This is a genomic window from Riemerella columbina DSM 16469 (assembly GCF_000374405.1).
GTDB classification, from domain to species: Bacteria; Bacteroidota; Bacteroidia; order Flavobacteriales; family Weeksellaceae; genus Riemerella; species Riemerella columbina.
The window spans coordinates 1-23666 of sequence record NZ_KB894238.1; the positions used below are offsets into that span (position 1 = coordinate 1).

Annotated in this window: 41 protein-coding genes and 3 pseudogenes; 5 read left to right on the top strand and 39 right to left on the bottom strand. The window is 34.6% G+C overall.

What is annotated here, in order from left to right; genetic code table 11:
• Positions 1 to 100: 100 nt before the first annotated feature.
• From C237_RS0106650 to C237_RS0106700, 11 genes are all read right to left on the bottom strand, one after another.
• Complete coding sequence (locus tag C237_RS0106650) at positions 101 to 376, bottom strand: hypothetical protein (RefSeq protein ID WP_156809721.1); 276 nt, start codon at positions 374 to 376, stop codon at positions 101 to 103.
• Between the two features lie 153 nt (positions 377 to 529).
• Positions 530 to 718: a hypothetical protein gene (locus C237_RS0106655; RefSeq protein ID WP_026315538.1), complete on the bottom strand. Its 189-nt coding sequence runs from the start codon at positions 716 to 718 to the stop codon at positions 530 to 532.
• A 17-nt stretch (positions 719 to 735) separates the two neighbouring features.
• Positions 736 to 1197, bottom strand: a complete 462-nt coding sequence (locus C237_RS0106660; RefSeq protein ID WP_018675723.1) for a hypothetical protein — start codon at positions 1195 to 1197, stop codon at positions 736 to 738.
• A gap of 76 nt (positions 1198 to 1273) precedes the next feature.
• Positions 1274 to 1780, bottom strand: coding sequence for a hypothetical protein (locus tag C237_RS0106665; protein WP_018675724.1), 507 nt, complete (start codon positions 1778 to 1780; stop codon positions 1274 to 1276).
• A gap of 34 nt (positions 1781 to 1814) precedes the next feature.
• On the bottom strand, positions 1815 to 2222 hold the full coding sequence (locus tag C237_RS0106670; protein ID WP_018675725.1) for a hypothetical protein: 408 nt from the start codon (positions 2220 to 2222) through the stop codon (positions 1815 to 1817).
• Positions 2219 to 2662, bottom strand: a complete 444-nt coding sequence (locus C237_RS0106675) for a hypothetical protein (RefSeq protein ID WP_018675726.1) — start codon at positions 2660 to 2662, stop codon at positions 2219 to 2221. Before C237_RS0106675 ends, C237_RS0106670 begins: the two co-directional genes overlap by 4 nt.
• Positions 2653 to 2976: a hypothetical protein gene (locus C237_RS0106680; RefSeq protein ID WP_018675727.1), complete on the bottom strand. Its 324-nt coding sequence runs from the start codon at positions 2974 to 2976 to the stop codon at positions 2653 to 2655. The genes C237_RS0106675 and C237_RS0106680 overlap by 10 nt, the downstream gene beginning before the upstream one ends.
• Positions 2970 to 3293 carry a DUF6706 family protein gene (locus C237_RS0106685; RefSeq protein WP_018675728.1) on the bottom strand — a complete coding sequence of 108 codons (324 nt, stop codon included), beginning with the start codon at positions 3291 to 3293 and terminating at the stop codon, positions 2970 to 2972. Before C237_RS0106685 ends, C237_RS0106680 begins: the two co-directional genes overlap by 7 nt.
• Positions 3293 to 4375 (bottom strand): major capsid protein, encoded by a 1083-nt coding sequence (locus tag C237_RS0106690; RefSeq protein ID WP_018675729.1) that lies wholly within the window; start codon positions 4373 to 4375, stop codon positions 3293 to 3295. The genes C237_RS0106685 and C237_RS0106690 overlap by 1 nt, the downstream gene beginning before the upstream one ends.
• Positions 4376 to 4401: 26 nt before the next feature.
• Positions 4402 to 4773, bottom strand: a complete 372-nt coding sequence (locus C237_RS0106695; RefSeq protein ID WP_018675730.1) for a hypothetical protein — start codon at positions 4771 to 4773, stop codon at positions 4402 to 4404.
• Positions 4770 to 5429: a V-type ATP synthase subunit I domain-containing protein gene (locus C237_RS0106700; RefSeq protein ID WP_018675731.1), complete on the bottom strand. Its 660-nt coding sequence runs from the start codon at positions 5427 to 5429 to the stop codon at positions 4770 to 4772. Before C237_RS0106700 ends, C237_RS0106695 begins: the two co-directional genes overlap by 4 nt.
• A gap of 146 nt (positions 5430 to 5575) precedes the next feature.
• Here C237_RS0106700 and C237_RS0106705 point away from each other — a divergent pair, with 146 nt between their 5' ends.
• The 3 genes from C237_RS0106705 to C237_RS0106720 all read left to right on the top strand — a co-directional run bounded on the left by C237_RS0106705 (position 5576) and on the right by C237_RS0106720 (position 6730).
• Positions 5576 to 5842, top strand: a complete 267-nt coding sequence (locus tag C237_RS0106705; RefSeq protein ID WP_018675732.1) for a hypothetical protein — start codon at positions 5576 to 5578, stop codon at positions 5840 to 5842.
• Positions 5843 to 5855: 13 nt separating this feature from the next.
• Positions 5856 to 6086 carry a hypothetical protein gene (locus tag C237_RS0106710; RefSeq protein ID WP_018675733.1) on the top strand — a complete coding sequence of 77 codons (231 nt, stop codon included), beginning with the start codon at positions 5856 to 5858 and terminating at the stop codon, positions 6084 to 6086.
• 434 nt (positions 6087 to 6520) lie between these two features.
• Positions 6521 to 6730: a hypothetical protein gene (locus C237_RS0106720; protein ID WP_018675735.1), complete on the top strand. Its 210-nt coding sequence runs from the start codon at positions 6521 to 6523 to the stop codon at positions 6728 to 6730.
• Here the strand turns inward: C237_RS0106720 and C237_RS0106725 are convergent.
• The 4 genes and pseudogenes from C237_RS0106725 to C237_RS0106740 all read right to left on the bottom strand — a co-directional run bounded on the left by C237_RS0106725 (position 6725) and on the right by C237_RS0106740 (position 10357).
• Positions 6725 to 7156: a guanosine-3',5'-bis(diphosphate) 3'-pyrophosphohydrolase gene (locus tag C237_RS0106725; RefSeq protein ID WP_018675736.1), complete on the bottom strand. Its 432-nt coding sequence runs from the start codon at positions 7154 to 7156 to the stop codon at positions 6725 to 6727. The genes C237_RS0106720 and C237_RS0106725 overlap by 6 nt on opposite strands.
• Positions 7157 to 7158: 2 nt before the next feature.
• Complete coding sequence (locus C237_RS0106730; RefSeq protein ID WP_018675737.1) at positions 7159 to 7377, bottom strand: hypothetical protein; 219 nt, start codon at positions 7375 to 7377, stop codon at positions 7159 to 7161.
• Between the two features lie 584 nt (positions 7378 to 7961).
• Positions 7962 to 8999: pseudogene (locus tag C237_RS15130) on the bottom strand (hypothetical protein); the annotation flags it as partial.
• Positions 8999 to 10357, bottom strand: coding sequence for a phage portal protein (locus C237_RS0106740; protein ID WP_018675739.1), 1359 nt, complete (start codon positions 10355 to 10357; stop codon positions 8999 to 9001). The pseudogene C237_RS15130 and the gene C237_RS0106740, both read right to left, overlap by 1 nt.
• Positions 10358 to 10515: 158 nt before the next feature.
• Here C237_RS0106740 and C237_RS0106745 point away from each other — a divergent pair, with 158 nt between their 5' ends.
• Both C237_RS0106745 and C237_RS0106750 read left to right on the top strand, forming a co-directional pair.
• Entirely contained in the window at positions 10516 to 10881 is a 366-nt protein-coding gene (locus C237_RS0106745) for a type II toxin-antitoxin system RelE/ParE family toxin (protein ID WP_018675740.1), read from the top strand.
• Positions 10865 to 11188: a helix-turn-helix domain-containing protein gene (locus C237_RS0106750; protein WP_018675741.1), complete on the top strand. Its 324-nt coding sequence runs from the start codon at positions 10865 to 10867 to the stop codon at positions 11186 to 11188. The genes C237_RS0106745 and C237_RS0106750 overlap by 17 nt, the downstream gene beginning before the upstream one ends.
• A 2-nt stretch (positions 11189 to 11190) precedes the next feature.
• On the opposite strand, the gene C237_RS0106755 is transcribed toward C237_RS0106750, so the two are convergent.
• From C237_RS0106755 to C237_RS14720, 24 genes and pseudogenes are all read right to left on the bottom strand, one after another.
• Positions 11191 to 12627, bottom strand: a complete 1437-nt coding sequence (locus tag C237_RS0106755; protein WP_018675742.1) for a phage terminase large subunit — start codon at positions 12625 to 12627, stop codon at positions 11191 to 11193.
• Complete coding sequence (locus C237_RS0106760; RefSeq protein WP_018675743.1) at positions 12605 to 13069, bottom strand: hypothetical protein; 465 nt, start codon at positions 13067 to 13069, stop codon at positions 12605 to 12607. The genes C237_RS0106755 and C237_RS0106760 overlap by 23 nt, the downstream gene beginning before the upstream one ends.
• Before the next feature lie 20 nt (positions 13070 to 13089).
• Entirely contained in the window at positions 13090 to 13812 is a 723-nt protein-coding gene (locus C237_RS0106765; protein WP_018675744.1) for a ParB N-terminal domain-containing protein, read from the bottom strand.
• The gene (locus C237_RS0106770; protein ID WP_018675745.1) at positions 13772 to 14467 is read right to left on the bottom strand and encodes a phosphoadenosine phosphosulfate reductase domain-containing protein; all 696 of its coding nucleotides are present in this window, start codon (positions 14465 to 14467) and stop codon (positions 13772 to 13774) included. The genes C237_RS0106765 and C237_RS0106770 overlap by 41 nt, the downstream gene beginning before the upstream one ends.
• A gap of 5 nt (positions 14468 to 14472) precedes the next feature.
• Positions 14473 to 14637: a hypothetical protein gene (locus C237_RS14555; protein ID WP_156809722.1), complete on the bottom strand. Its 165-nt coding sequence runs from the start codon at positions 14635 to 14637 to the stop codon at positions 14473 to 14475.
• 33 nt (positions 14638 to 14670) lie between these two features.
• Positions 14671 to 15033, bottom strand: a complete 363-nt coding sequence (locus C237_RS0106775) for a hypothetical protein (RefSeq protein WP_018675746.1) — start codon at positions 15031 to 15033, stop codon at positions 14671 to 14673.
• A 5-nt stretch (positions 15034 to 15038) separates the two neighbouring features.
• Entirely contained in the window at positions 15039 to 15461 is a 423-nt protein-coding gene (locus C237_RS0106780; RefSeq protein WP_018675747.1) for a recombination protein NinG, read from the bottom strand.
• Positions 15462 to 15577: 116 nt separating this feature from the next.
• Entirely contained in the window at positions 15578 to 15763 is a 186-nt protein-coding gene (locus tag C237_RS0106785) for a hypothetical protein (RefSeq protein WP_018675748.1), read from the bottom strand.
• 56 nt (positions 15764 to 15819) lie between these two features.
• Positions 15820 to 16581, bottom strand: coding sequence for a phage antirepressor Ant (locus C237_RS0106790; RefSeq protein ID WP_018675749.1), 762 nt, complete (start codon positions 16579 to 16581; stop codon positions 15820 to 15822).
• Positions 16578 to 16883, bottom strand: coding sequence for a hypothetical protein (locus tag C237_RS13045; protein WP_018675750.1), 306 nt, complete (start codon positions 16881 to 16883; stop codon positions 16578 to 16580). Before C237_RS13045 ends, C237_RS0106790 begins: the two co-directional genes overlap by 4 nt.
• A 681-nt stretch (positions 16884 to 17564) precedes the next feature.
• Positions 17565 to 17879 (bottom strand): hypothetical protein, encoded by a 315-nt coding sequence (locus C237_RS0106805; RefSeq protein ID WP_018675752.1) that lies wholly within the window; start codon positions 17877 to 17879, stop codon positions 17565 to 17567.
• A gap of 5 nt (positions 17880 to 17884) precedes the next feature.
• Complete coding sequence (locus C237_RS0106810) at positions 17885 to 18385, bottom strand: hypothetical protein (protein WP_018675753.1); 501 nt, start codon at positions 18383 to 18385, stop codon at positions 17885 to 17887.
• Positions 18382 to 18756, bottom strand: coding sequence for a hypothetical protein (locus tag C237_RS0106815; protein ID WP_018675754.1), 375 nt, complete (start codon positions 18754 to 18756; stop codon positions 18382 to 18384). Before C237_RS0106815 ends, C237_RS0106810 begins: the two co-directional genes overlap by 4 nt.
• A complete protein-coding gene (locus tag C237_RS0106820) occupies positions 18753 to 18968 on the bottom strand; it encodes a hypothetical protein (protein ID WP_018675755.1) in 216 nt (71 codons plus the stop codon). Before C237_RS0106820 ends, C237_RS0106815 begins: the two co-directional genes overlap by 4 nt.
• Before the next feature lie 10 nt (positions 18969 to 18978).
• Complete coding sequence (locus C237_RS0106825) at positions 18979 to 19200, bottom strand: hypothetical protein (protein WP_018675756.1); 222 nt, start codon at positions 19198 to 19200, stop codon at positions 18979 to 18981.
• A complete protein-coding gene (locus tag C237_RS0106830) occupies positions 19197 to 19508 on the bottom strand; it encodes a hypothetical protein (protein ID WP_018675757.1) in 312 nt (103 codons plus the stop codon). Before C237_RS0106830 ends, C237_RS0106825 begins: the two co-directional genes overlap by 4 nt.
• Positions 19505 to 19714: a hypothetical protein gene (locus C237_RS0106835; protein ID WP_169584744.1), complete on the bottom strand. Its 210-nt coding sequence runs from the start codon at positions 19712 to 19714 to the stop codon at positions 19505 to 19507. The genes C237_RS0106830 and C237_RS0106835 overlap by 4 nt, the downstream gene beginning before the upstream one ends.
• A 17-nt stretch (positions 19715 to 19731) precedes the next feature.
• The gene (locus C237_RS0106840; protein ID WP_156809723.1) at positions 19732 to 19998 is read right to left on the bottom strand and encodes a hypothetical protein; all 267 of its coding nucleotides are present in this window, start codon (positions 19996 to 19998) and stop codon (positions 19732 to 19734) included.
• 160 nt (positions 19999 to 20158) lie between these two features.
• Positions 20159 to 20566 carry a YopX family protein gene (locus C237_RS13930; RefSeq protein WP_185095102.1) on the bottom strand — a complete coding sequence of 136 codons (408 nt, stop codon included), beginning with the start codon at positions 20564 to 20566 and terminating at the stop codon, positions 20159 to 20161.
• Between the two features lie 311 nt (positions 20567 to 20877).
• On the bottom strand, positions 20878 to 21972 hold the full coding sequence (locus tag C237_RS15135; protein ID WP_342661980.1) for a DUF4942 domain-containing protein: 1095 nt from the start codon (positions 21970 to 21972) through the stop codon (positions 20878 to 20880).
• Positions 21967 to 22248 (bottom strand): annotated as a pseudogene (locus C237_RS14965) (class I SAM-dependent methyltransferase); the annotation flags it as partial. The gene C237_RS15135 and the pseudogene C237_RS14965, both read right to left, overlap by 6 nt.
• A gap of 29 nt (positions 22249 to 22277) precedes the next feature.
• The gene (locus C237_RS15095; RefSeq protein ID WP_018675763.1) at positions 22278 to 22406 is read right to left on the bottom strand and encodes a hypothetical protein; all 129 of its coding nucleotides are present in this window, start codon (positions 22404 to 22406) and stop codon (positions 22278 to 22280) included.
• Positions 22407 to 22448: 42 nt separating this feature from the next.
• The gene (locus C237_RS0106865) at positions 22449 to 23252 is read right to left on the bottom strand and encodes a hypothetical protein (RefSeq protein WP_221403456.1); all 804 of its coding nucleotides are present in this window, start codon (positions 23250 to 23252) and stop codon (positions 22449 to 22451) included.
• Positions 23173 to 23666: pseudogene (locus C237_RS14720) on the bottom strand (DUF6291 domain-containing protein); the annotation flags it as partial. The gene C237_RS0106865 and the pseudogene C237_RS14720, both read right to left, overlap by 80 nt.

Below are 23666 nucleotides of genomic sequence, written 5' to 3' on the forward strand. Positions count from 1 at the left end.
CAAACTCAGCTGTAAAAGTAAATAAGTTCATACGGATTATCTTCTAAATTTAGTGCAAAGATAATACTTATAGGTGTAATTAAGGATATTCAAATTTTTTTTAACTAATATCTTTTTCTTTTAATTTACCTTCGGAAATAGCAATATTAATCTTTTCAAGCAATGTGTTTTCATTAATAATTTGTTTGCTTAAAGAAGCCTCTATCTCAGCTATATCTTCTAAAGCTAATTTTGGGCTAGATTCAGAAATAAGATATTTAATCTTTTCAAAATTATTTTTATATAACTCTCTAATAGAATCATATTTACTATTATTAAATGTTTCAATAAACCTTTTTTGACTATATTCTAATTGTTTTTTGAACTCGTCTTTCATCTTTTGGTTACTTTTATTTTTTTCAAATTTATACAAAAACACTAAACTATTATACAACTATCGTGGAAACAAATAGGGCGAGAGTTTATACTTAATTATAGATAAATACTTACACGGCTTAATAAAAAATGGGTTAAAATACGCCCCTTTCATCTACCTATACTGTTCCAACATCTTTTCTAAATCTTCTGGCAATTGTTCAGTAAGGTTGATTTCTTTTTCTTCTTTTTTGTCGCTGTCGTAGTCTGGTGCATCTATAAGCATTCGTTGTACAATACGCCAATCTACCTTCCAAAGCAAATAATCTAATGTCCAGCCGAAATGGTGGCAAATTTGCCCCATAACGCCATAGATTGATTTTAGTCCTCTATCGGCTTCGCTTTGGTCGGACGATTTCCGTTCATCAATGCGATAGAGAGCATAAAATTTGCATAATCAGACTCTTTGAGCAAGGTTTGTGCAAACGCCTGTATATCTTTTGGCGTGTAGTGTTTCTTTACTTGCCTTTGTATCCACCAAGATTCCCATTTGTTATCCGTTACACAAATGGCGACCACTTTTGTTACTTTGTCTAGGTTGTTTAATATAGAATGATATTGTGATGCTAATTGCTCTTGCAGATTTTTTGAGTTAAAAGCGTTCTCGTCAAAATCCATAGTGATGAAGATTTTTGATAGTTTAAATAACCTTCCCAAAGTCATTTTCTTTGCCTTATAGATTTTCGGTTTACCCCATATATCCTTAATCTGAATCGCAAAGCCCTCATCTGTCAATAGATTGAGTTCTTTTTTCTCGGCATTTAGTTGTTCTTGTTTTGTCATCGGTTGCTTTTTAAGAAAAAACGCCTACCCACAAGTGCAGGCAGGCGTTTTACAATTAGAAAAAATAGAAAATTGGTTACGCTACTTTAAACATCGTAAATCTTGGCTCTCCGTCTTTTGTCGGTCTCAATACAGACGCATTTACCTCAATCATCAATAGGTTTTCTTTTCCTACATCTGGTGTAAATTTCGCTGTAATTGATACTCTTGGAAACTTAAAGCCCAACCCTTTTTTTGGTGTAATCTCCATTGATCGCTCAATAGTTACCATCTGGTCTGGTGCTTTATAGATTTCTGATGGTCCAGTACCTGTTTTGCTTCCCCCAAACACTTTTACAATTGTATCAATGTCTGGATTTGCAATTTGATACTGGATATTGATTTTCCCTTGCGTGTATTCTACATGAAAGGGGTCATCGTATTCTTCTACGAAGAATTCTTTTTTCTCGGCATCTTCAAAATTGAGTTTGCAAGACCCTTGGTTGGTCACTCCGATTTGTTCTAATGAAGTTCCCATACCGCCGTCTGCTCCAATATCTCCAATTTTAATACTGGCTAATCCAATGTTTACTTTATTTGCCATAGTTTATAAGTTTTTAATGGTTAATATTTTTGTTTTAAAAATCAGGGTAGGCGTTTAACTGCACCCTGAAATTGTAATAGTTTTCATTTTGTTCTTCAAAATCTTGATGCGTCTCTACATCAAGGTTGTAATCATCCTCCCAAACATCGTTTATCACTTGATAGACTTTGTCAGTAATTTCCTTTAAGCGACGATTGTCTTTGTGGTATTGTGTTATCCCATTGATTGTAATAGACTTCTTAGGTACATAACAATTGATATTAAACACGCCGTTCTGCAACAACTCATTGTCCATCGTTAGCGAGTTAATTACAATATCTTCTTTGTTGCTATCAATTGGGCGATTGTCTTTGTAAATTCGTCCATTGACAAACTCATTAACTTTCGCTTTCAATAGCAATTCCAAAATCCATTGTTTGCCGTCTAATACAGTCCGTTTCATCTCAATTGTTTCAACAATAATGGCACTTGTATTTTCGCCAACTGCTCGGCACTTGTAAGCACCACACGCCCTTTGCTTTCTACATAAGCTGCATATTTCATTCCTGCAACTACGATCAAAGCAATATCCCTAAATTTAGGTGCGACTTGATAGGCTAAATCTCTTCCATACTTCAATGGTGTTTCATTGCTTGGCATCATACCTTTAGCGGTTATATGAAAATCCTCAGTTACTACTTTGCCTTCAGCTACAATAATAAAACCTATCGAATTTCTAAGATTTGCTGTCTGGTCTTGGTAATTTCCGCTTTCTTTAGCCCTATTTACGCATTTTTCACCTACAAATCTCAAAACTCTCACCATTTCACGGATATATTTTTCTTCTGCTTTTTTTAAAACAGCATCAATATCTCGCATATTGAATTTTGGCACTAAACCCATATCCTTGTATGTAATTGTTCTTGGCTAAATCGTTGTACAATCGCTTCTAATCTCATTTCGCTACCATTCCAGACTTGGATTTTAGCCCCTTGCTTGATTTTAGGACAATGTTTAGGTGCATAAATCACCGCTGAAAAAGTATATGCCTCTCCGTCTGTTTTCGTTATTTTACCACCACCACCATTTACTTCATCTCTACATTTCCCAATCTCTACCCATTGAGCCACCGACGGTACCCATTCGGCAGTAGATTGGTCAAAAGTGCCTTCTGTTTCTTGAAACACTTTCAATATGTAGGGATATTGTTTTACCATTGGTTTGAAATGTCTGTAATAGTTGGTTGTGGTAATAAATTAGGCAAGTCTAATCGCTTAGACAACAGATTGTAATAACTTTCCATTGCCTTTTTGTCGTACGAAATAGAATACCCACCCTCGCTTACGCTGTTTGGCATTAATAACATTTCAGGAAGTACATTGTAGAAAAACAAATCTACTTTTTCGGCGTTGTTTGATACATATTCTTCTGTCGCTTGTAGATTAAGTTTGGATAGTTCCGCACCAATCAAAGCATCAGAATAAGACACCGACCATAGGCTTAGTTTCTCTTGTATGTACTCCCCGATAGTCATTAGAAGTTAGTTTTAAGGATAAGGTTCTTTTTCGTGTTACTCAATACAGGAATTGCAAACGCTGTTGCTTTAGTCGAAATCAAAATAGGGTCTTGATACCCAAATGTTTTCACTAAAATGAAGTCGTCTTTGATAGACTTACTCATCACATCTGCAAAGCCCATTGTGAATTCCTGTGTAGTTGTATACTGTGTAGCCCCTAATATAGGTGATACTGACAATAATATATTTCCAGATTCCCAACCATTTACTGCGTCCACAGTGCCAGCTTTTGTTTCGTACCCCATATAAGACTCCCACAATCTAAAAGTAGGTAAGCCCTTGCCTTGTAATTGAGCGTTTAATTGCTCAATTGTAATGTTCGGCAATACTGTTGAGTTGTTAACAGGCACACCAAACACAAACTGACGAGTAAATTTGTTATCTAATACTTTATTCAACACATCACGCTCAAGCGTAATAGTTGTATATCGATAGCCTTTCCCTCTCGCTTCATCTTGCAAGGCTTGTAATTCCGTCATCGGATTAGCATCAGCATCAGTAAACCAGTTTTTCTGTGTATTTTGCGTTTTCACCTTGAAATCAATGGTAAGGTTTGCAACTCCGCCAGAGTTGTCAGTCGCAGCTGTTTTGAATTTTCCGTTTGAAACCAATTTTTTTGCCATCCATTCCAAACGAGCATTCACACCATCTACCACAAAAGTAGGGTCTTCGTAGATTTTGGCAATCAATCGGTTTTTAATAGATTCATTTTTTGGATTTAAAGCCACCGCATTTCTTAATTGTTGAATGGTGTAAAGGTCTTTTTCGTTCATATCCCTTGCTATTTCTATCTTTGGAATTTCTCCTTTGATAGACTCTATGAATTCACGCCCTTTTCTCGGTGCTTTAGAGCCAATAGCTACAATGTCTGCCATTATTTTTACTCCTTCCATTCCCTCTATGGTACTGAATTGCAATGTTGGATTATACTCCAATGGCATAAAGTTACGGTATTGCAATTCCCCCAAAGGATAGGCATTCAAAATAGCATCCATATTCGCCTGAGAAAATTCAGGGACTATATTGTTTGCGTTTATCATAAGTTATTAGTTTTTAAGGTTATTAATTAAATGAAAGAAATTCTTGTAAGCACAGGCTTGATAAATACTACACCTGCCTTTTCCTTGTCAGGCAACGCGTCTTTCCTCGCCGTTCCAGCCATTACTACGGCAACCAAAGGCATGTCATCAATTACTACATCGTGAGCCGTTAGTCCAATAGCCCCAGCAACATTGGTCGCTGACAAGTTTTGATTCAAAGGCTTAAACTTTCCATCACTCGCGGGTACCAAAAGCGTTCCAGCAGGCACTACACCATCTGTAAATCTCGCTGACGCCTCTGTTTTATCAATATGCACTCCACCTGGATAGGTTGCATCCACTTGGTCGAAGACTACAATTTGTCTTCCTGCTTTTTCAGATTTTTTTACTTGTTTCATTTTTTTGTAAAGTTTTGGTTAATGTAATTTTGAACATCAGCGTCTACTTGCCCTTCTACTGCTGTTTTGCCAAAGAGCGGATTCGCTTGATTTTTAAGCAAATCATTACTCAATGTTTGGTCATACGCATCTTGGTTTTCTTTTATTTGCGTCGCAAACGCTTCAATCTGCTCATCATTTTCAAAAGTTTTCCCTTCAATAAGCATTCTGTAGAAGTTCTCTTTTACGCCCAATTCTTTTAGTTTTGAAGTGAGTTTCTCTGCGTTGGATTGCTGGATTTTTTCTGCTTGCAACTTTTGTAAATTATCAGACAATGCCTTGTTGCTATCAAGAAGTGATTTAGCCCATGCAGGCATTTCGTTATCCTTTGTTTCCTCTTCAGGTTTTGGGTTAGTATTAGGAGTTGGATTTTTGTCATCCCCCTCTTCATCTTTCTTCTCTTCAAGTTCCTGAACCTTCTTTTGCAGAGTTCTGTTTTGGTCAGTTAAAGACTGGTAGATACGCAAATCGCTTTCTACATCTTCCACCACCGTATCGATTTCACTCTCTTCTTTGACCGTCTTTGCTAACTTATCAGCAAATACTTTCAAAATGCTTTCCCCTAACCCTAAATCTTTATATTTAGTTTTAAGTTTTTCAAGAATTTTTTTGTTCATATTTAAATGGTTATTAGTTTTTTAGTATCTTTGTATTACAAATTTACTTTAAGTAACACCTCCTTACAATAGGAAAATCAGTAAATTAACCCAAAAAAGTAAAGTTTTTATTTTAAAAGACGCTTTTTGAAACATACCACAAAAACATGAACCAAATTTTACACAAAAGAATCGCAGATATGACCACAATTGAGATGATGGAGTCGGCATATCTTATAGAAGTGTCAAAGAAAATTACAATGACACTTCAGGAGTTTTGCAAAGTAACGGGCTGGGATAAACGAAAAGTTTACCAGCGTATTAAAAATAAGATGCTTCCTGAAAAACTGATAAAAGGCGGATATGAGTATCGTTCGCAAAGAAAACAACCAATATTCCTAACCAAAGAAGTATTAGACTGGATTAAAAACTAAAACCAATATAATTATGAGTACATTTAATTTTTCAGAGTTCCTGATGTACAAGGGATTTTCATTTACAAATTACGGAACACACAATCTTTATGAGTTTTCCAAAGACGAGGAGGACTATTGCGTAAACTTACAAGGTAAAGTAATGACTACGAACGAAAGTAAGACCGAAGATTTAAAGGTAGATATTCCTGTTCCGAAGACCAAAGCCGAAGCCGAAAAATGGCTAAAGAAATTTTTGGGGTAACCTCTTGATTTATAAAAAATAAAACCATTTTCCTGACATCAAGAAAATGGTTTTTTATTTGCACGATATTGAAAAATATCGTATACTTGTAAAGTAATTGAAAGTCAATTATGCGAGTTCGCCCTCGCTTTTTTTAACCCCAAAACCAAGCCAATGAAATTCAGATTTGAATTGAGTTTTAAAAGGTTGAAAAAAGGTTTTAAAATCAAGTTGTTAGTAGCAATTAGAGATTTTATCAACCTAATCTTTTAAACTCGGTGGGGGTAGAACCCCACCTCATTGTCTTTTTAATATTGCAAAGTTATGAAATCTTTTTTAAAACACCTCATTTCTAAGTGGAAAGAAATTAATACGGAAGGCTATGAAAAGACTATTGTCTTTGAATTGTCTTTGGAGCAAATTATTTTGATTGTAATTACACTAATTGGATTATTATGGATAACAATAAATTAGCAATAAAAAATAGAATTATAGAAATCCTTACTTTATTTGGTATTACAGGAGCAAGAGCAGCAGAAATAATGGGCGTAAAAGCCTCAACATTCAATTGTAAGAAGGATGATAACAATCTTCGCCATTGGTTCAATCAGAAAAACCTTGATGATTTGGTAGATTTTATAAAAAAGGAGGCGGAAAATCTATAAATCTTTTCCTAACTTATTCTTTAAAAATTCGTATGCCATAGAGTATTTTTCAAATCGCTGTAAATCCTTTTCGTTAATATTATTTAGGCGAGATTTATCCATGTTATCTTCCAGATCATTTAATTTTACTCTGATGGCTAAGGGGTTTTTAGAAATACGATTAATAAAGTCAGAATAAGGCTCATTATTTTTTTTGGTCACACATTGTAAAGCGTTCATGATTTCTTCTGAAAATCCCTCTTTTCTTAAATCGCTAATCGTCCAATTAGTATCTTCTAATAAATCATGAAGAATACCACAAATTTTTTCTTCTTCAGTTTTCCCTTTTTCCATCACCCTTACTAAGTGTAGTATATAGGGCTTCCCTGCTTTATCTGTTTGTCCTTTATGTGCATTAACTGCTATTTGTATCGCTCTTTCTAACATTTTTAAAACTCTTCGTATTGTTCTTTCGTTATAATAGTACCGCCTAAAATCGCCTGCATAGCCAAATTAGTAGAGCAATCTATCTTATAAGGTATTTTACCTTTGAATTTAACTTCACACAAATTTCCTTTGCCTGTACTTGTGAATTTAAATACAGCATTCTCGTATTCATCTAAAAGATAAATAATACCGTTTTTCAATAAATAATCTAAATTACTCATCTAAAGTTTTTGTAATAATTTTTAGACAGTTCTTCTAATTCTTTCATTCTTTCCAGTTGCTTAGGAATATTCATATCTAATAATCTGTATTCTTCATAATATTTATGCCCCAACCCACCTTTAAGTCCTGTTTCTTTCCGTATTTCATCCCAACGCTTTTTACCTATAATGCGAATTGCATTCGTAGGTTTTTCTTTAGCGTAAATCATTTTTTCTGTGTTGAATTGTATTTCGGCAGAAATACCATTTGTGGCTTTAATATTAGTAAGAATACCACTATACCCCATAAACCTTTCTGGTTTTTGAACCTTTACTCTTTCAAAGATACTACTTTTTTCTAAATATAACTCTAAATTTCGCATTTTTTCTTTAGGCAATATTATCGTTGCTCTAATAGAGTCTTTTATTTGAGAAATATCACCATTAAGTTCTAATTGAAGTTTTCTCTGAATAGATTGATAACTTTTAAAGTTTATAAGCGTAGCGTATCCGTTATATTTTTGGGTTAATTGACTTATTACTTTTGATACTTCGTCCTCTGATTGCTTTGCTTTTAACATCAACCCCTTAATTTCGCTATTCTCAATCATTCCTTTATTCTTCTCCCACCACTCAGGTTTATGTTTCCAATTCTTAAAACGCTCTTTGTTTTGTGAAACCCATTTATCGAAGTGTTTAGGCGGTTCGCCAATATAGTTTTTTGAAGTATCGGGCGGTAAGTCTTGATTGCTGTTAAGTTCTTTTATAAGTTCTTCATCGCTTTTTAGAATAGTTTTGCGGTGGCACTTACAGCCTACATGCCATTTACTCCAGATGAAATCCTTTGGGTATTTCCCTTTGAGTTGGTCGCAAATATCAAAGATAGCGTGTTGCGGACTTAAACAAATTTCCACGCCAACAATATCATTATTCTGCAACATTCTAAGTTGCTCACTTTCTCTGTAAGCGGTATTGATTTCATTACTTGCCAAACGAAGGGCGTTTTTATGGCTACTTCGGTACACGCCTCGACCTGGATTATAGGCTTTGGCGTGTCGGCTCAATACTAAATTGCCGTGTTTATCTCTTACTCGTCTATAAAGCCGATCGGGTTCGTTTAAGTATTTCTTTACCTTTCGAGCCAATTCGTTGGCACTCATTCCCTCCGAAAGACTAACATCAATAGCCAATTCTAACTCGGATTTCATTTGCTTGGTGATATGCCATACACGCTCTGAAATGGTAAACTTCCCTATCTTCCTTTCTTGATAAGCCTTTAATGCCTCTAAGTTGTGTGGACTTTTAGAAACTTTGGCAAGTTCTCTATAATAGGTTTCTTTGCTAATATGATTGGCTATGCGTTCTAATGTGGCAATACGCAAAGCATTGTATTTTTCATTGGCAAATCGCCATTGTTGGTCGGTGCCAGTATAGATAGTTTGTAGGGTCTTGTTGTAATACTCTTTTAGGGATTCCTCTATCTGTAAAAGCACTTTTTTATTGTTTCGGAATTGGTAGATTTTGTCTGTCAATTCTGTTTTTACTGCCAAAGACGAAACCCTTGCTATCAAATCGTTGTAGATTTGCTCAAGGGTTCTGGCTTTCTTTCTTATGCGTTTCCTATGTAGAGTATCAAAGTCCATTATACAGCAAACTCATTGCTATTGTTTAATTCAGTGTTGCGTTGATTTTCTTCCTCTATTTGAGCCATCATTTCTTTAGGATTTTTAATTCCCAATTTCTGCATTGAGTATTCCTGCGAATATAGAGGTTTATTGCCGTTCGCTTCCATTAAAAACCTAATAAAATCCGCATCATTGTTGATGATGAAAGGCGTGATAACTGGCTCTACTTCCAAATCATTATTTGCGAATTTCACATTAAATTTTTGAAGATATGATTTAATTACACTTGCTCGTCTTTGCAACGCAGGAATGTAAATTGCCATTTTATCCATTACTTTAAGGTGTGCAGATAGAAACAAAAACTCTGCACTACTCCCAGCCAACATATTGCCTAATCCTTTCATATTATCAAATGAAATATTAGGCGTCGAAGTAAAATCGTGTACATCTCTTTCTAATCGGTCTGTTTCGCTTTCAATACTTTGACTGGCTTGTGGTTGGTTCGCAAACTCAGCATCTGCACCCTCAGCCAATTGCAATACACGCCCTGATTTGTCTTGGGATAATTGTCCTTCAACTTTACCCCTTAGCTTTAATATTGGGAATGAAAATCTATCATTACTTTCTGCCGTATTAGAGTATATAAACTCTAACCTTTCTATAATAGTCTGTACATCTGCCCATTCAACATTTTTCTGTTTATAATAAACGATTGGTATTTTACCGATAATATTTGTTTTTTCTTCTATCTTTTTCCATTCAAGTTCTTGTTCGTAACGGATAATCTTTTCTGCGGTATAAACTTCAAAAATAGTTTTGTCGCCATTTTTAAACTCTCTTCCGAACGAAATCAAATCATCGTTTTCATTGAATTTTGGATACAACTTGTACTTATCAGGTGTCAATACCTTTACCTTTAATCGGAATTGGGAATCAAAGCCGTAATGATTATTAGCCTCATTGGTAGGGTACCAATACTCTGCACACTCTGTAAACCTACCAACGGCAGTAACAATTTCCTTATCAACAAATTTCATTTTGTTTTTATCAATCACTTTCTGAAAAGCGTTGTATAAGTCTTCTTCTTCAAGGCTATTGGTGTATTTAATAGGTGTTCCGCATAAGAAAGTGGTCGCGATACTCACAATCTTTTTTTGATAGGGCAACCCAATACGATTGAGAGGGATTGTTTCTTCTTTTTTTTGCTTCACGCCATTGCTATCAATATAATCAGTAACCACCTTTCTATCAGGATATTTAACAATATTGGTGATAATTTCGTGCTTGCCTACATCATACTGTTTGTTATAAGCATCAATATTTGGTAAGGTTCTACCGCCTTTATATTCTTCTATTTCTTTTGTGATATCGCTCATAGGTTTACATCTTGATAATCACAAAATTAGCATTATAAAAGCACCATAACAATAGGGAATTAAACGATTTAACCCCAAAAACAAAGATTTTAATTTTAAAAGCGTGTTTTTGAAACATAATATTTGTATAATTGTAATATATATATTACATTTGTATAATGAAAGAAAGTGAAAACATACGAGTTGTTATCTTAACAGAAGAATTTAATGATTTTTTTAGTTCGTTAAATTCTAAGATTGCAGAAAAATATGAGTATGTGATACATATTTTAGAAACACAAAAGGTGGTAAATGAAAAATTTGTTAAAAAATTAGAAAATACTATTTTTTATGAAATGAGAGTGAGTGTAGGAAATAATGAGCATAGAACAATTATTTTTTCGATAGATGCAGAGAATATAATAGAAGCCACTCAAATTATTTTGCTTACTTCATTTTTGAAAAAATCCACAAAAGATTACAAAAAAGCAATTAAAAAAGCAGAAAATATATTAAATAATTTACAAAATGAAAACAATGACTAAACGCCCAGTATTGGATAAAAATAAAATCTCCAAACTTAAAACATCGGAACAATATTTTACACAAAAATACGGTGCTAATGGCACAGCGGAAAGGGAAGCGTTCAAAGCAAAAGCACAGACTTGGTATTTTGCTGAAGTTCTTAAGGAAGAAAGAAAAGAACGAAAGATGACTCAGTCAGAATTGGCAGAAAAAATAGGGAAGAAGAGAGAGTATATTTCTCAACTGGAAAATGGGAAAATAGATATGCAACTTTCTACTTTCATAAGTATATTGCAAGCATTAGGCTTGAAATTAACCCTTTCCTAAACTTATAGGATACTTGCAATATCTTGTAAGTTGTTACGAATAGGCTTTTTAAAATCAAAATACCCACGCATCAATATAAAATCTCGGTAGTCAGGAGAGCGTCCGATATTTTGCTTGATAGTTGCTTTATCTACCAGTGTAATTACATTCGTATCAGGTATGCGTTCGATAGTATCCAGTTCTTCATTAATTGCTTCTTTCTGTTCCTCTGACAAATCTGCTGAAATCCGCATCTTGTTCTTGTTGATAATCTCTTCTGCAAGGTATACTAGCAATTGCGTTTGCATATTTTTATAACTCGGCGTGTCTTTTTTACCCTCGCTTAATTCCTCTTCAAATGGTCTGGCATTGTTTACAAAACTAACAATATTTAGATTATCTACAACACCACCACCGACACCATCACTATCGGCAATACAATTACTGCTTGGAATTCCATGTTTAGACTGCATGGCTTGAATACAGGCTTGTATTTCGGTAGTCTTACTAATTTCAAAAGTATGTACTTCTACCAAGTCCCAATCTTCCCAAACGCCTACTATAGCTAAATCAGAGCCAAACCTCGCTACATCGGCAGTAATATATTTCTCTCTACTTTTGGTAATATGGTCATTGGTGTAGAGTTGCAGTATCTTGTCATAATCACAAAGTTTGTAAGGGTTATCGTCGTACTCCCAATTCCCTTTTAGTAATCGTTCTCTTTTGGCTTTATCGGTAGTGTTTTCTAACTGCTCGATATAGTCTTTGGCGATAAATGGATTATCTTGTACAAATGCTTGATGAAACACTTGGTAAGGTTTCAATCGGTTTTCCATTGCTGGCTTGTAGAAATACGAATACATCCAGTTTTTCTTTGGGTTACAAGTGATGAAGATTTTAGGAGTGATTTTAAACTCATCGTTCATGTGCCGTCCAACCCTTGTTTTAAGCGTATCAAACGCCCCAAAATTGACCTCTCCACCTTCTTCGATCCAACCGCCTGTATATTCTACTGAACCGTATCGCTCGTAAAAAGGGTCGCTGGGTTTGTATCGCAAATCCAACATGTCAATTCTTGACCCATTTGTAAATTGAATATAATTGTCTTGCCCATTGTACTTATAGAAGTCCTTTGGCACTCCGTAAGCTTTACAAACTTTCCAAAAGGTAATCAATGTAGAATCCCGCAATCGTTTCAATTCTTCCCTACCGATAAACCATTTAGAGCCAGTAAAATTCAATGCCATAAAAAGCAACCAAGAGGCACCAGTCCAAGACTTAGCCCCTCCTGCCGCACCACCGTAAATAAACTCTTTTGTTTTGTTGTCTGTTAGGATTTTTAGGGCTTCTTCTTGTTTTATGTGTTTCTTGCCCTTGTGCGTAGTAATGAAATCAAAATTCCCTCGCTTAAAAAGTTCTTTTCTAAGTTCTAACGGATTATGTACTTTCTTGCTCTTCATCTACCTCTGCATTTAGTATCTCTTTCAACGCATCGTCCGACAATTTTGAATAATCGATTGTGCCTGATTTATGAGTGACCTCGATTTGGTCTTTGATACCTATACTTCCTTTAAACAAATTCTGTTGGTTTTGGATTACTTGAATGCGTGTCTTGTAATCCACCAACACATCTCTAAATTGTTCTGTTGGGTTTCCTTCTTCATCGAGGACGGGCTCTTTTATCGTCCCTTTCAAAGCAATTTGCATTGAAAGATTGTCTAATATCTGATAAGCCCTTGCCCTCTCAGCCTCTTGCACTTCCAACAATTTAGGGTTTTGGCGAATTCGTCTATACACCTGTACATACGACACATCCAACGCTGATGCAACTTTAGTCGGTTGCCCATTGAATTCTATCAACAATTCCTCTATTTGTCCATCTGTAAAGGTCGGTTTACTCATATTACATTTTATTACTAAAATTATCCTATTCTTTCTACCATTTCCGATAAGGTTTCTCCCTTAATCATCTTAAATTCAGGGTCAAATCCCATTCTAATCATAAAGGCTTCTTTGTTTTTCCAGTTGTCAAAAGAAAGGGTTACATAAGAGTCAAGGTTTTTGGCTTTCTCTTGTGCGTCTTCCATTATCTTTTGCTTGGTTTCCTTTATCTTGGCTTTTTTCTCTTCCTTAGATATTTCTTTCTCGGCTTCTTTCTGTTGCTTTACGGGTTCGTAAAGTTCTTCAATGGCTTCTACTACATTTTCGCTTTCCTCTGCGTTTAACTCTATTCCATAGTAACTCAAATCATAATCATCAAGACCTGCATTTTCATAGTCAATTTCTGGAATTAAATTTCTCATCAATTCATCGTCTAATTCTGACCTTGATCGAGTATGCCAAATGTTTTGCTCCTTTTCCGTTTTTTCGTCTAACTCTAAAACCTCTACTTTGATTTCGTAATCGGTTTCTGGTGTACCGTCATATTTGTAGTAAATATCTTGAGCCATTACCCTTTTATGCCCATCAATTAGATTACCTGATAAAGCATTCCAAACAACACCTCCAGCAAAAGCAATACGCTTGAAGTTTTTCAACATATCTTTTACTGATTGTTGCGTGTGGTTTTTAGGATTATAGGGAGCAAATTTTATTTGGCTTCGTTTAATTACCCTCGTTTCGCTTTCTTTTAATTTTTTGGTCATAATCAAATAGTATTTTTTGTGATAACGGATAAGCCGTTAATATCTTCTCTAAATCCTTTGGATAATGCTTTCTTAGCCATACAAAGCAATCTTCGTTAAAGCCCACGCCATTACTCCGTTTGTTACTTCCGTAACTTATTGGTTTTGGTAGCCTGTTTCTTTTGATATAATTCAGCACATCTGCATCTTTCCAATGGCTTAATGGGTAAATATTATTTGTTGTAGAAATGGCTTCTAACTCGTAACCTCTTAACTTCAATCTTCTATTGAGGTTGTCCGCTTGTTTTTCGCCTATAAATGCGTAAGGTATGCCAGTCTTTAACTTTATTGCTTGTATCACATCACCAAACATCAATTGCCTTACTTTCTTTGGTTGACAAAACAAACCTGCTCGGTGTATTTTAGTCAAATTCCAATGAGGTATTTGTATAAATTGTACATTGCTATAATGTTTTTCTGAAAAACGAATAAAGCGGTCGATATGTTCTAACCCCTCTACAAAGTACATGAATACACAAACGACTTCATCAAATTCTTTTGCAAGCAAATCTAATAGGCAAATGCTATCTTTACCTGCTGAATAAAAAAGCAAGGCACGGTTTGACTTCTGCCTTACCGTGCTGATTACTTTTTCTGCGTGTTGTAGTTTATTCATAACGATTACCCACTTGATAAACCGAAAGCCCTACGCATATCGCCGTATCGCTGTCTTCTCGTTACAAATCTACCGCCTCTCGCTATCTTGCCAGTATTTGGATCTGTCGCTGATAATCTACCGCCCCTATACCCAGAAGAAGCGAATTTTGTTCTAATTTGTTTTGCCATGATTATTTAGTTTTAATGGTTAGTTTTTAATGCTTAAATATTCTTTCTCTCTAACACTTTACCCAATTGGTAAACCATACAACAGATAGGGTAGGTAGTGCCGTCTTCCATTTCCCATTCTATGCATTCGCCGTCTTCGTTTACTTCAAAATCAACGAACGCGTTTTTAATTTCAATTAACACCTCTGGTCTATCTGTCTTATAGCCGTTAAAAAATCGAATAGCGTCGTATTTCACGACTTCTGTAACCTCGTAGGCATCTTGGTCTTTGTGATATACAATTTTACAATACTTTTTTTCGTTTTTCGGTAAAATATCTCTGAACTCATCAGTTTTTTCACCTGCTAAAATTTGGTCTAAAAAATTTCTTTTAATTTGTAATGTTAAAATTTTCATTCTTTCTATTTTTTTAATTGTTTTTTCATTCTCTCTATAAGTTCTATAAGCATAATTCTATCGTGCTTATAGTGGCTAATATACGCCATTTTTTCTAATTGTTCAAATCGTTTTTCGCCTATCTTTCTAATCAACCTTTCGCGGTAGGGTATAAGGTTGCCGTGTTGGTGTAGATTGCATTGAATACACTGGCTGTGAATATTATCCAAATCAAATCTCACACTTGGGTAACCACCCCTACTGAAATAATGCCCTGCATTACACTGGTGCTTTGGCTTATACTTACCGCACGAAACACACACGAAATCGCCTCTATCGTTTATCGCGTCACGCTCACGCACAAAGGCATTGACTAACCTCTGTGCTTGCTCAACAAGTTGCCCCCTTGTTTTTGCTTTGTATTTCTGTATGGTTTTTGCTTCAATCATCTTTACAAAAATACGGCTATATATCTATAATTCAAATAGGTATAAGCGGTTTTTTGGTCGAAAAACAAAGTTTTTGCATTTAAAAACCGCTTTTTGAAACATTTGAAAGTTTTCTGTTAGATAAAAGCCGTGCGGTTAAACTCTTGCATTACTTTTTCGTTCTTTTTATGCTGTTTCATAAATTCGTAAAATACCGCCGCACCGTCTAACTGCCCCAGATAGTAAACCACTTCATCATATATTTGTTGTAAAGCCCAGCCGTTTTTAAGCCACTTATTCATTATCTTTAGTTGAAAATCCATTGTCTGTATAATTATATTGTTTTGAAAAATTGGGGCATATTTCAGCCCCTTTTTTGTTAGGCTGTTTGTAAATTCTTTAGAAATTTATTTACAAAATAAACTTGACCTTTGCCTGTTACTTTTGTAGTGATAGTGGTATGCATTACCCCACCGCTACCAGAACGAGTACCTTTTTTAAGTTCAAATAAACCTTGCTCTACATATTGTTGATTAGGTATATTGTAGTTTTCGCCTTTGCGACCTAAATAGCCTTTTTCTCTTAGCCATTTGAAAAGTCTGTTTTGACCGATAGGGTAGCCATTTTGAGTAATTACTTTGGCTAACTCACCAATCAAACACGAGGTCTTACTACCCATTACCGCCTCTGTAAAAAGCACCTTGGGGGCTTGTGCTTCAAGTTGGGCTTGTTGTTCTTGGCTCTGTAAAAGCAATTGCTCTTTTTCTTCTTCTTTCTTAATGAGTTCTTGTAAGGCTTCTTTGTAAGTAGTGGGTAAAGCCACCGTGTTTGCCCTCAACTTCTTCTCACACTCGATGAAATAACGCCGTGCTTGTTTGCCCTTTTCGTTACCCTCTACCATTGCTAACTCTTTTGCAGTGTCAATAGTTAGAGCGTATTCTGTTAAAGGTCTGCCACCTTTAGGGTTTTCGATAAAATTATTGAAAACCTCAAAATCTTGATTTTCAACAAGTCCATATTTTTCTATTCTGTTTTTTATCCAGTTTGAAAAATCTTGTTTACTTTCTAAAAAGTTATGTAACTCACGAGCAGAAACGGCTTGTTTGCCGTTTTGCTCTGTTATTTTGATTAATTCTTTCATAATACACTTGCTTTTAGTTGAATTTCATTTAACAAGCGTACATCTTGAGGTAAAAGGCAACCGATAATATCATTAAGGGCTGTACGCATTTCTACTACTTCAGGGTTTGGGCAAGGGGCTTCAGTAAGTTTAACTAAGCCTGCACGTACACGCCAAAGATTAGAAAGCATACGCACATAATTTTCTTCATTCTTAAAGGTTTTTGCTAAAAGATGAACCATTTGAGGCTCTAAATAGGTCTGTTTGCTTTGCACTTCGCTACTGTTGTTAGCGATTGGTGCGGTTGTTTCTGATTTCAACATAATATTTAATTTTAAAAAGTTTTTAAATACAAAAAAGCCCAAAAAGTGGGTGCTGTTGAAATCAGAGCTTACGCTTATTGACTTGCTATACATTACTATATAGCGACACCTTTTTTGGGCTAATATTTTAATCTCTATTTGAGATTTAGTGCAATAATAAACAGTTATTGCTCTGATTTCAACACTGCAAATATACGACAAAATTTTAACCCACCAAATTTTTTATTGATTTTTTTTTAAATATTTTTTTAGAGGTTAGTATTGTCGTATAAAAAAGCCCCAATCAAGGGGCTGTATGGTTTCTTGTTTGATTTGCACTTCGCTACTATCGTTAGCAATTGGTGCTTGGTTTTGGTATTTGAACATAATATAAAAAATATAGGCAGTAAGTAGGTGCTGTTCAAATACCGTGTTTACGAATATTTGCTATACATTACTATATAGCTACACCCTTACTGCCGTAAGTTATAATATTTTTTACTTAAATTGAGAATATAAAAACTCTCACGGTATTTGAACACTGCAAATATACGACAATATTTTTATTGTGCAAATTTTTTTGCAATTTTTTTAGAGCGTCAATGGCTTTGTAAGGGTAGGAGGGACTATCCACGAAATCAACTCTATCCACGATTTAAAAAAATAGTTGAGGAGTACGAACAAAAAAAGTAGGCGTTTTGCCTACTTAATTTTTTTAACCAAAAAACTCCTAGACTTCCTACACACTCGCACATTATCTCGGTCAATAATTTTGACCTCAGATTTTAGCACTTTGCAAGGCTCATATAAGTAGAATATGTAATCTGGCTGGTCTGGGTAGATTATTCCCGCCTCGCAGTAGATTGGCTTTATCCCTTTGGGTTGAAAATAGACTGTTTTTGGCTCGTTTTTTAGTTTTTCTATAAACTCTTCTGGCGTCATATCTTTTCCTTTTTCAATATCCTTTAGATGCTTTCTAAAGCCCACCATCATTTTATCTAAGTCTACATTTTTCATCGCTCTTACTTTACAAACTGATACAAAAAATCTATTACTTCTTCTGATTGATCTTTGAGGTAGGGTTTGGACAAGTCCCAACAGATTTTACATATTTCTACTTTCTCCCAAGCATGGTCATACACACAGAAATAACCATCAAAAGACACCTGCAATTCTTTACTTTTACTTGCTAAGTCAGAAACTTTGTAAACCCACTCCAATACATCTGTAAGCATCGGTTCCTTGCCGATAACTTCGTAATTATCTTCTGTAAGATTTTTTCTTTCTACCCAACTATCATCTGAATACATAAAACATTCTAAATCATCATAATCCCCTGTATCCGCTATTTGTCCTCCTCCGAAAACATTTATTATTTTAGCCTCATAATCACTAATAATTTCAGTTTTTGCTCTATTAAAAATAGGATATTTTAAAATACACCCCTCTTCCAACTCCATCATTCTTGGAAGTTTCTCTCGGATGTCAGCTGTAATTGCTTGTAGTTTTTCTGCTGTTGTCATAGTTCTTTAATTTCTATTGTTCCCATATTTCCACTAGGTAAAGCTGGTGACGAGTATACATTCATTACTCCACCATCTTTGTTTAAAACATAATACATTGTTCTATAAATTTGATATAAATTACCAACATAATTATTCCCATTATAACTTAAACTAGCATTTGGATTTAAGTCTGGAAATAGTATTGGTTTTAGTTCTTGCAATTTTTCTTCAGCCTGTATATATCTTTCTGCTTTTTTTGTACCTAATAATAATTTCAGTAATGTATTATTCATTTCCATTTGTCCGCTCGCGAACCTTTGAACATCTTCTATACTTTGAGCAATCAAAACTAATTGCTCCTCTGTCAATGTTATTTGATATTTTTTCATAAGTCAAACACTTCTAATTCTACTGATTGATTTGCAAGTTTTTCCATTTCATCTACAAAATCCTCATTGTATAAAGTATTTATTTTGTCATAGATTATCTTACAAGCATACAGATAACCTGCTTTCCAACACTCTTGACTTTCTTCTGTGGTTGAACCATTAAGTCCTTTAGTCTCTATTTCTGCTAATTTGTTAAATTCTTCTTGTGTCATACTAAATTATTTAATTGTTTATTTCCTCTTCTTCTAAAAATTCTAAATATATTTTCAATACATCTTCGTTTCCGTTTTTAACAGCTGGGCATTGTCCTCTTCTAAGTACAGGACAGTCGGTATCACATCCCCAAGTCATCCCATATCTTTCGCATTCATTACCCAAATGACCTCCTCCAGATAAATCAGAAAGTGTGTTTGCGAAAGATTGTTTTTGTTCTGATTGATTCATAATTTTTCGTCTAATTTTTTATAAATTTCTTCTTCTATCCACTCCAAATCGTACTCGTCAATATTTTTATCATAATTACTATAACTTGCAACATCACACCATTCTTTTACAATTCCTGATAACAAGTAAATTCTTCGATATGAAGCACCGCGACTACTGTAAGTATTTGTGTTATATATCTTAGTAACCTCTTGAAAAGGTAACCTTCTTAAATTCTCTTCCCCAAAATGGTCAAATAATATCTTTTTATTTTTAGCCTCAACTGTAAGACTATCTAATTTTTGTTTTAATTTTTCTTTTGTTGTCATAATATCCCTTTTTTCTTTGCCTTTCTAATTGCATTTTTCTTGTTAATAGCATAAATCTTATGCCCGTTTATTTCAAATTCTTTTAACCCGTTTGGGATGGGCTTTTTCCTGCTAATCATTCTTTTATTGTATTCTGAGGAGTCCATATCATAATTATATCCCCCTGCTAAAACACTACCCATTAACATCACCAAGCCTTTTTTCATCTTAACCATATTGCTGTTCATTTTAATTTGATTAATTGTTTCTCTTTAATGTAAATATGTCCTTTTACTGTTGAGGCGTATCCCTCTGCATCTGTTTTTTCCTGTTGAATTTCTCCTGTTTCTAAATTTTTCCATATTAAGTAGTAATAAGGCTCATATCTTCCTACAACTGATTTTTCTAATAGTTGTGCTTTATAAGTAATTGTTTCTACTTTCAAATTATTAACAAGCAGTATTATAAATGATATAGCTAATACCACTAACGCTGACTTTAGTGTCTTCATAATTTCTATTTTCTAATTAAATTTTCACACTTCCCTTCTTTCACTTTAAACCTCGTGAAAGACATATATTTTGCTGTCCCTTTGTCCGTGTATCGCAGACAGTTATTTCTTAATTCGCAGGTGTCATTAACGCATCTGCTGTAGTCGTTTGGTAGTGTTTTCATTGCTCTAATAATTCTGGATTTTCGTGGATATTTCCGATAATTTCAAAACTTTTTTGATGATTCCAAAATTCATCATTATTAACATGACATGCTTGACTTGGAATTTCCGAATCTTTATGTTCTATATCAGTTAAATTCCAACCAGTAGGTAAATTTTTTACAATAAATTTCTGCCCTTTTTTATACGGTTCTAAACAATATCCTCTGTAAAGTGTTCGAGAAGTAACTGCGTGAAAAATTAATATATCCCCTTCATAAATATCCTTATCGTTTTTGTCTTTTAAGCCTGTGTATTGACCTACTGTTTTGGGATGCACAGCCTTAATACTAACTCCGTCTTTTATTGCATTTTTACATATCCTTTCTTGTACCAGTGAAATATTGTGTAATAAATCACCATTAATTCCCCCGTATCTACTCTTTTACCTCTAAATTTTATTTCTCTGTTCATTCTGCGTTGGTTTGATTGTTTTTAAACTTTATCTTAATATTATCCTCATACCTCATAAACTTACTTTTCTAATAATCCGTAAAAATCTTTGTTCCCACATCTCGGACACACATATTCCGACATGTATTCATCAACTTTTTTAAGTTTTTTTCATTGTGATTTCCTTGCCATTTACATTTCGTGCATTCCTCTTTTTCATAATCTTCGCCCCATCTAGCGTATTTTCTTTTTCTTCCCATGTTTTCTATTTTTAATCAAACAGACTTAAATTTTCTCAGGTAGTACTTTGCCCTTTGCTTCAGCATAGGCTCGGTTTAGTCTTTCCCAAACTTTATCATCTTTGAATTTAAAATGCATTGTACCTTTTTTGAACCCTTTGTATTGGAAAAAATCCATATCATGCCATATTCCTCTTTCAAAGTCAGTCCAAGCATTAACGCGCTTTATATTGTCATAGTTTCTTCCCTCGATATTGCATAGGACTTTCAACAAATCATTAAAATTTTCTATATATGATGAATAGCCTATCCTTACCTTACTTGGTTTATAAGATGATTCACACATATAAGGCACAATAAATTTTTTGTTTAGCAAATATCCAGAATTGCTAGACCAGCCTTCAACAGAGTATCTATTATCTTTTGTATGGCGCGTGTATTTATCTACCGCTTCTATTAAGCCTCTTTTAAAATTATGGTTTTTAGTTCCATAGATAATTTCAATCATCTTGAAGATATTACGCTTTGTAAAAGGTGTATTACCCTTTCTATCTATCCAAGCCTTAATATCACTCATTACTCCACTTGTAATGTACTTTTCTATATTGAACATATTAAAAACCTTCCTCCACATTTGCTCCTGTACTAACTTTAGAAACTGTTGTTTGTTTACCTCGCTATCACTTATCTTTACGCCAATAACAAAATCAAAGTATAGGTTGATTTCTTCTCCCATTTTCTTGAGAAGCCCTGCGTCTTTAAAAAGGTTTTCAGATACTTTTATAATCCCTTTGTAGTTATTGATAAGACTGTCAATTTCATTATATTTTACAAGACCATATCCCTGTACTTCAATATCTGTATCAATTTCATCAAAATAATCGTCAAAATTGATGCTTTCACTTACCATAGGCTTATACACTTTTATTAACCCTATTTCCGTGTTTGTACTCCTTTCTGCATCCTCAAAAACATTCCCCAAATTCTGGCTATACCCGTAGTTTTCTATTAACTTGGTAATTTCCGTACTTGTATAGCCTAAATAGTTGTTATTACATAAACAAACAACTTCACACCCTTCTGGCGCAATTTCCCAAGCATGTAGAAAATGTTTTTTAAACTCGCTAAATGGTGGGTTCATTATAATACTATTGACCCCTGCGACATCTTGTCTTTTTAACTGCAAAAAGTCCGTGCCTATTTGCGTACCTTTGGATTGACAGATTTTGGCTAAGTCTTTATTTATTTCGCAAAACAAAACCTCTTTTGCTCCAAACTCTTTGCAATAATCAATAATATCTCCTTTTCCTGCTGATGGTTCTAAGATGATGCGATTATTAACATCTAATTCCATCAAGTCTAAAACCTTTCTCGGCGTAGGGTAAAAATCCCTATTAAATATACTATCGTATTTCATTGTTTTTTTTATTTAAAATGGTAAATCATCTACTTCTTACTCTCCAAACTCTGTCCTTTCTTTAGAAAAACCACAGGTCTATTAAGTGATTTTGCCTTTTTTAGTGCCTCTAAGGCTTTTTCCCTAAGTTGTCTTGATTGCAATTTAACTTCTTCCATATCTCTGTATCTCTTATAGTTAATACTTCCTTAGGCTTATTTCTATCTCTCCATACTTCCACGAAGTTCCTCAGCCTTTTGTCTTTTATCTTCCCAGTATTTAACCCACTCATCTTTTGATAAATCTTTAAGTTTTTCTTTGATTATTACTTTTCGCACCACCTCATTTTTGAAGAAAACTAGTGCGTCTATGTTCACGAAGTTAGCCATCATCCCAGCCCCTTTTTTTAACTGGTTATTAGCCGCCTGCCTGCTGTATTTTGACAAGGTTTTATCAACAAAATCAAGGTTTACTTTTTCTACACCAGCCATTACCAAATCATAGAGCAAAAAGTTGGCATCCACACCTTCACCTTTTTGTAAAACCTCCCACTGTTTAGCAAAAAATTTTAATCGTTCGGCTTTCTTTTCTTCTTCGGTTAGTTCTTTTGGTGGGTTGAGGAAGTTTTTAACTTTTTCTTTGCCTAACTCGTATTGTTTGTTTTGTTTTTTGTAGGCTTTGTATGCCTGTTCTACTTCGCCCAGTTTTAGTCGGTCTATCTCTCGGAATAATTTTACCGGTGCATCATTTAGCATCAACTGCCCCCTGTGACACAAGTCCATCGCTAACATAAATTCATTCGCTGTTAAGTCGCATCTTTGCGAAAACTCAATAACGGCGTTTTTAGCAAGGTTAAATTCGCTGTGAGGGTTTTCCTCATCTGCATCTTCAAACTTTGGATTTATGAAGTAAATAACCCTGTACGCAAACCTTTCTCGGTCTTCATCACTCGACCACCTCAAAGTCGGCATCGATAGTTCCACTTTCGTTATTTCGGGAAGACTCTCGGCTAATTCTTTCGGCAAGTATTGCATGGGCGGATACCTTTTGGGGTTTCTTATAACCTCCTGCGGTATTGCCTTTGTAAGTGCTGTTGTTTGAATATTGTTCATTTTCGTTTTCGTTGTTTTTTATCCAGTGGGATTTAAAGCCTTTCCATTGGCTTTCCGTAATTATTCTTAATATTTCTTTTTTGTTTTGGTTTGATTTATCAACTTGCGACATAAAATTTTTAAATGCCATTTCTGAGTTTACCGCTTTCTTAGCCTTTCTAATCCTTAGCCACTCATCCGTCATTTCCTCATCAAAGCCCTCGTCCAACATCGCCTGCCTGAAATCAAACTTTTCTTTTTTTGGCGCAACTTTTTTTCTTTTCTGCGGTTCTGGAGGAATATCGGATTCTAAAATTTCGGCTTCGCCACTATACATACCTTTTGGTT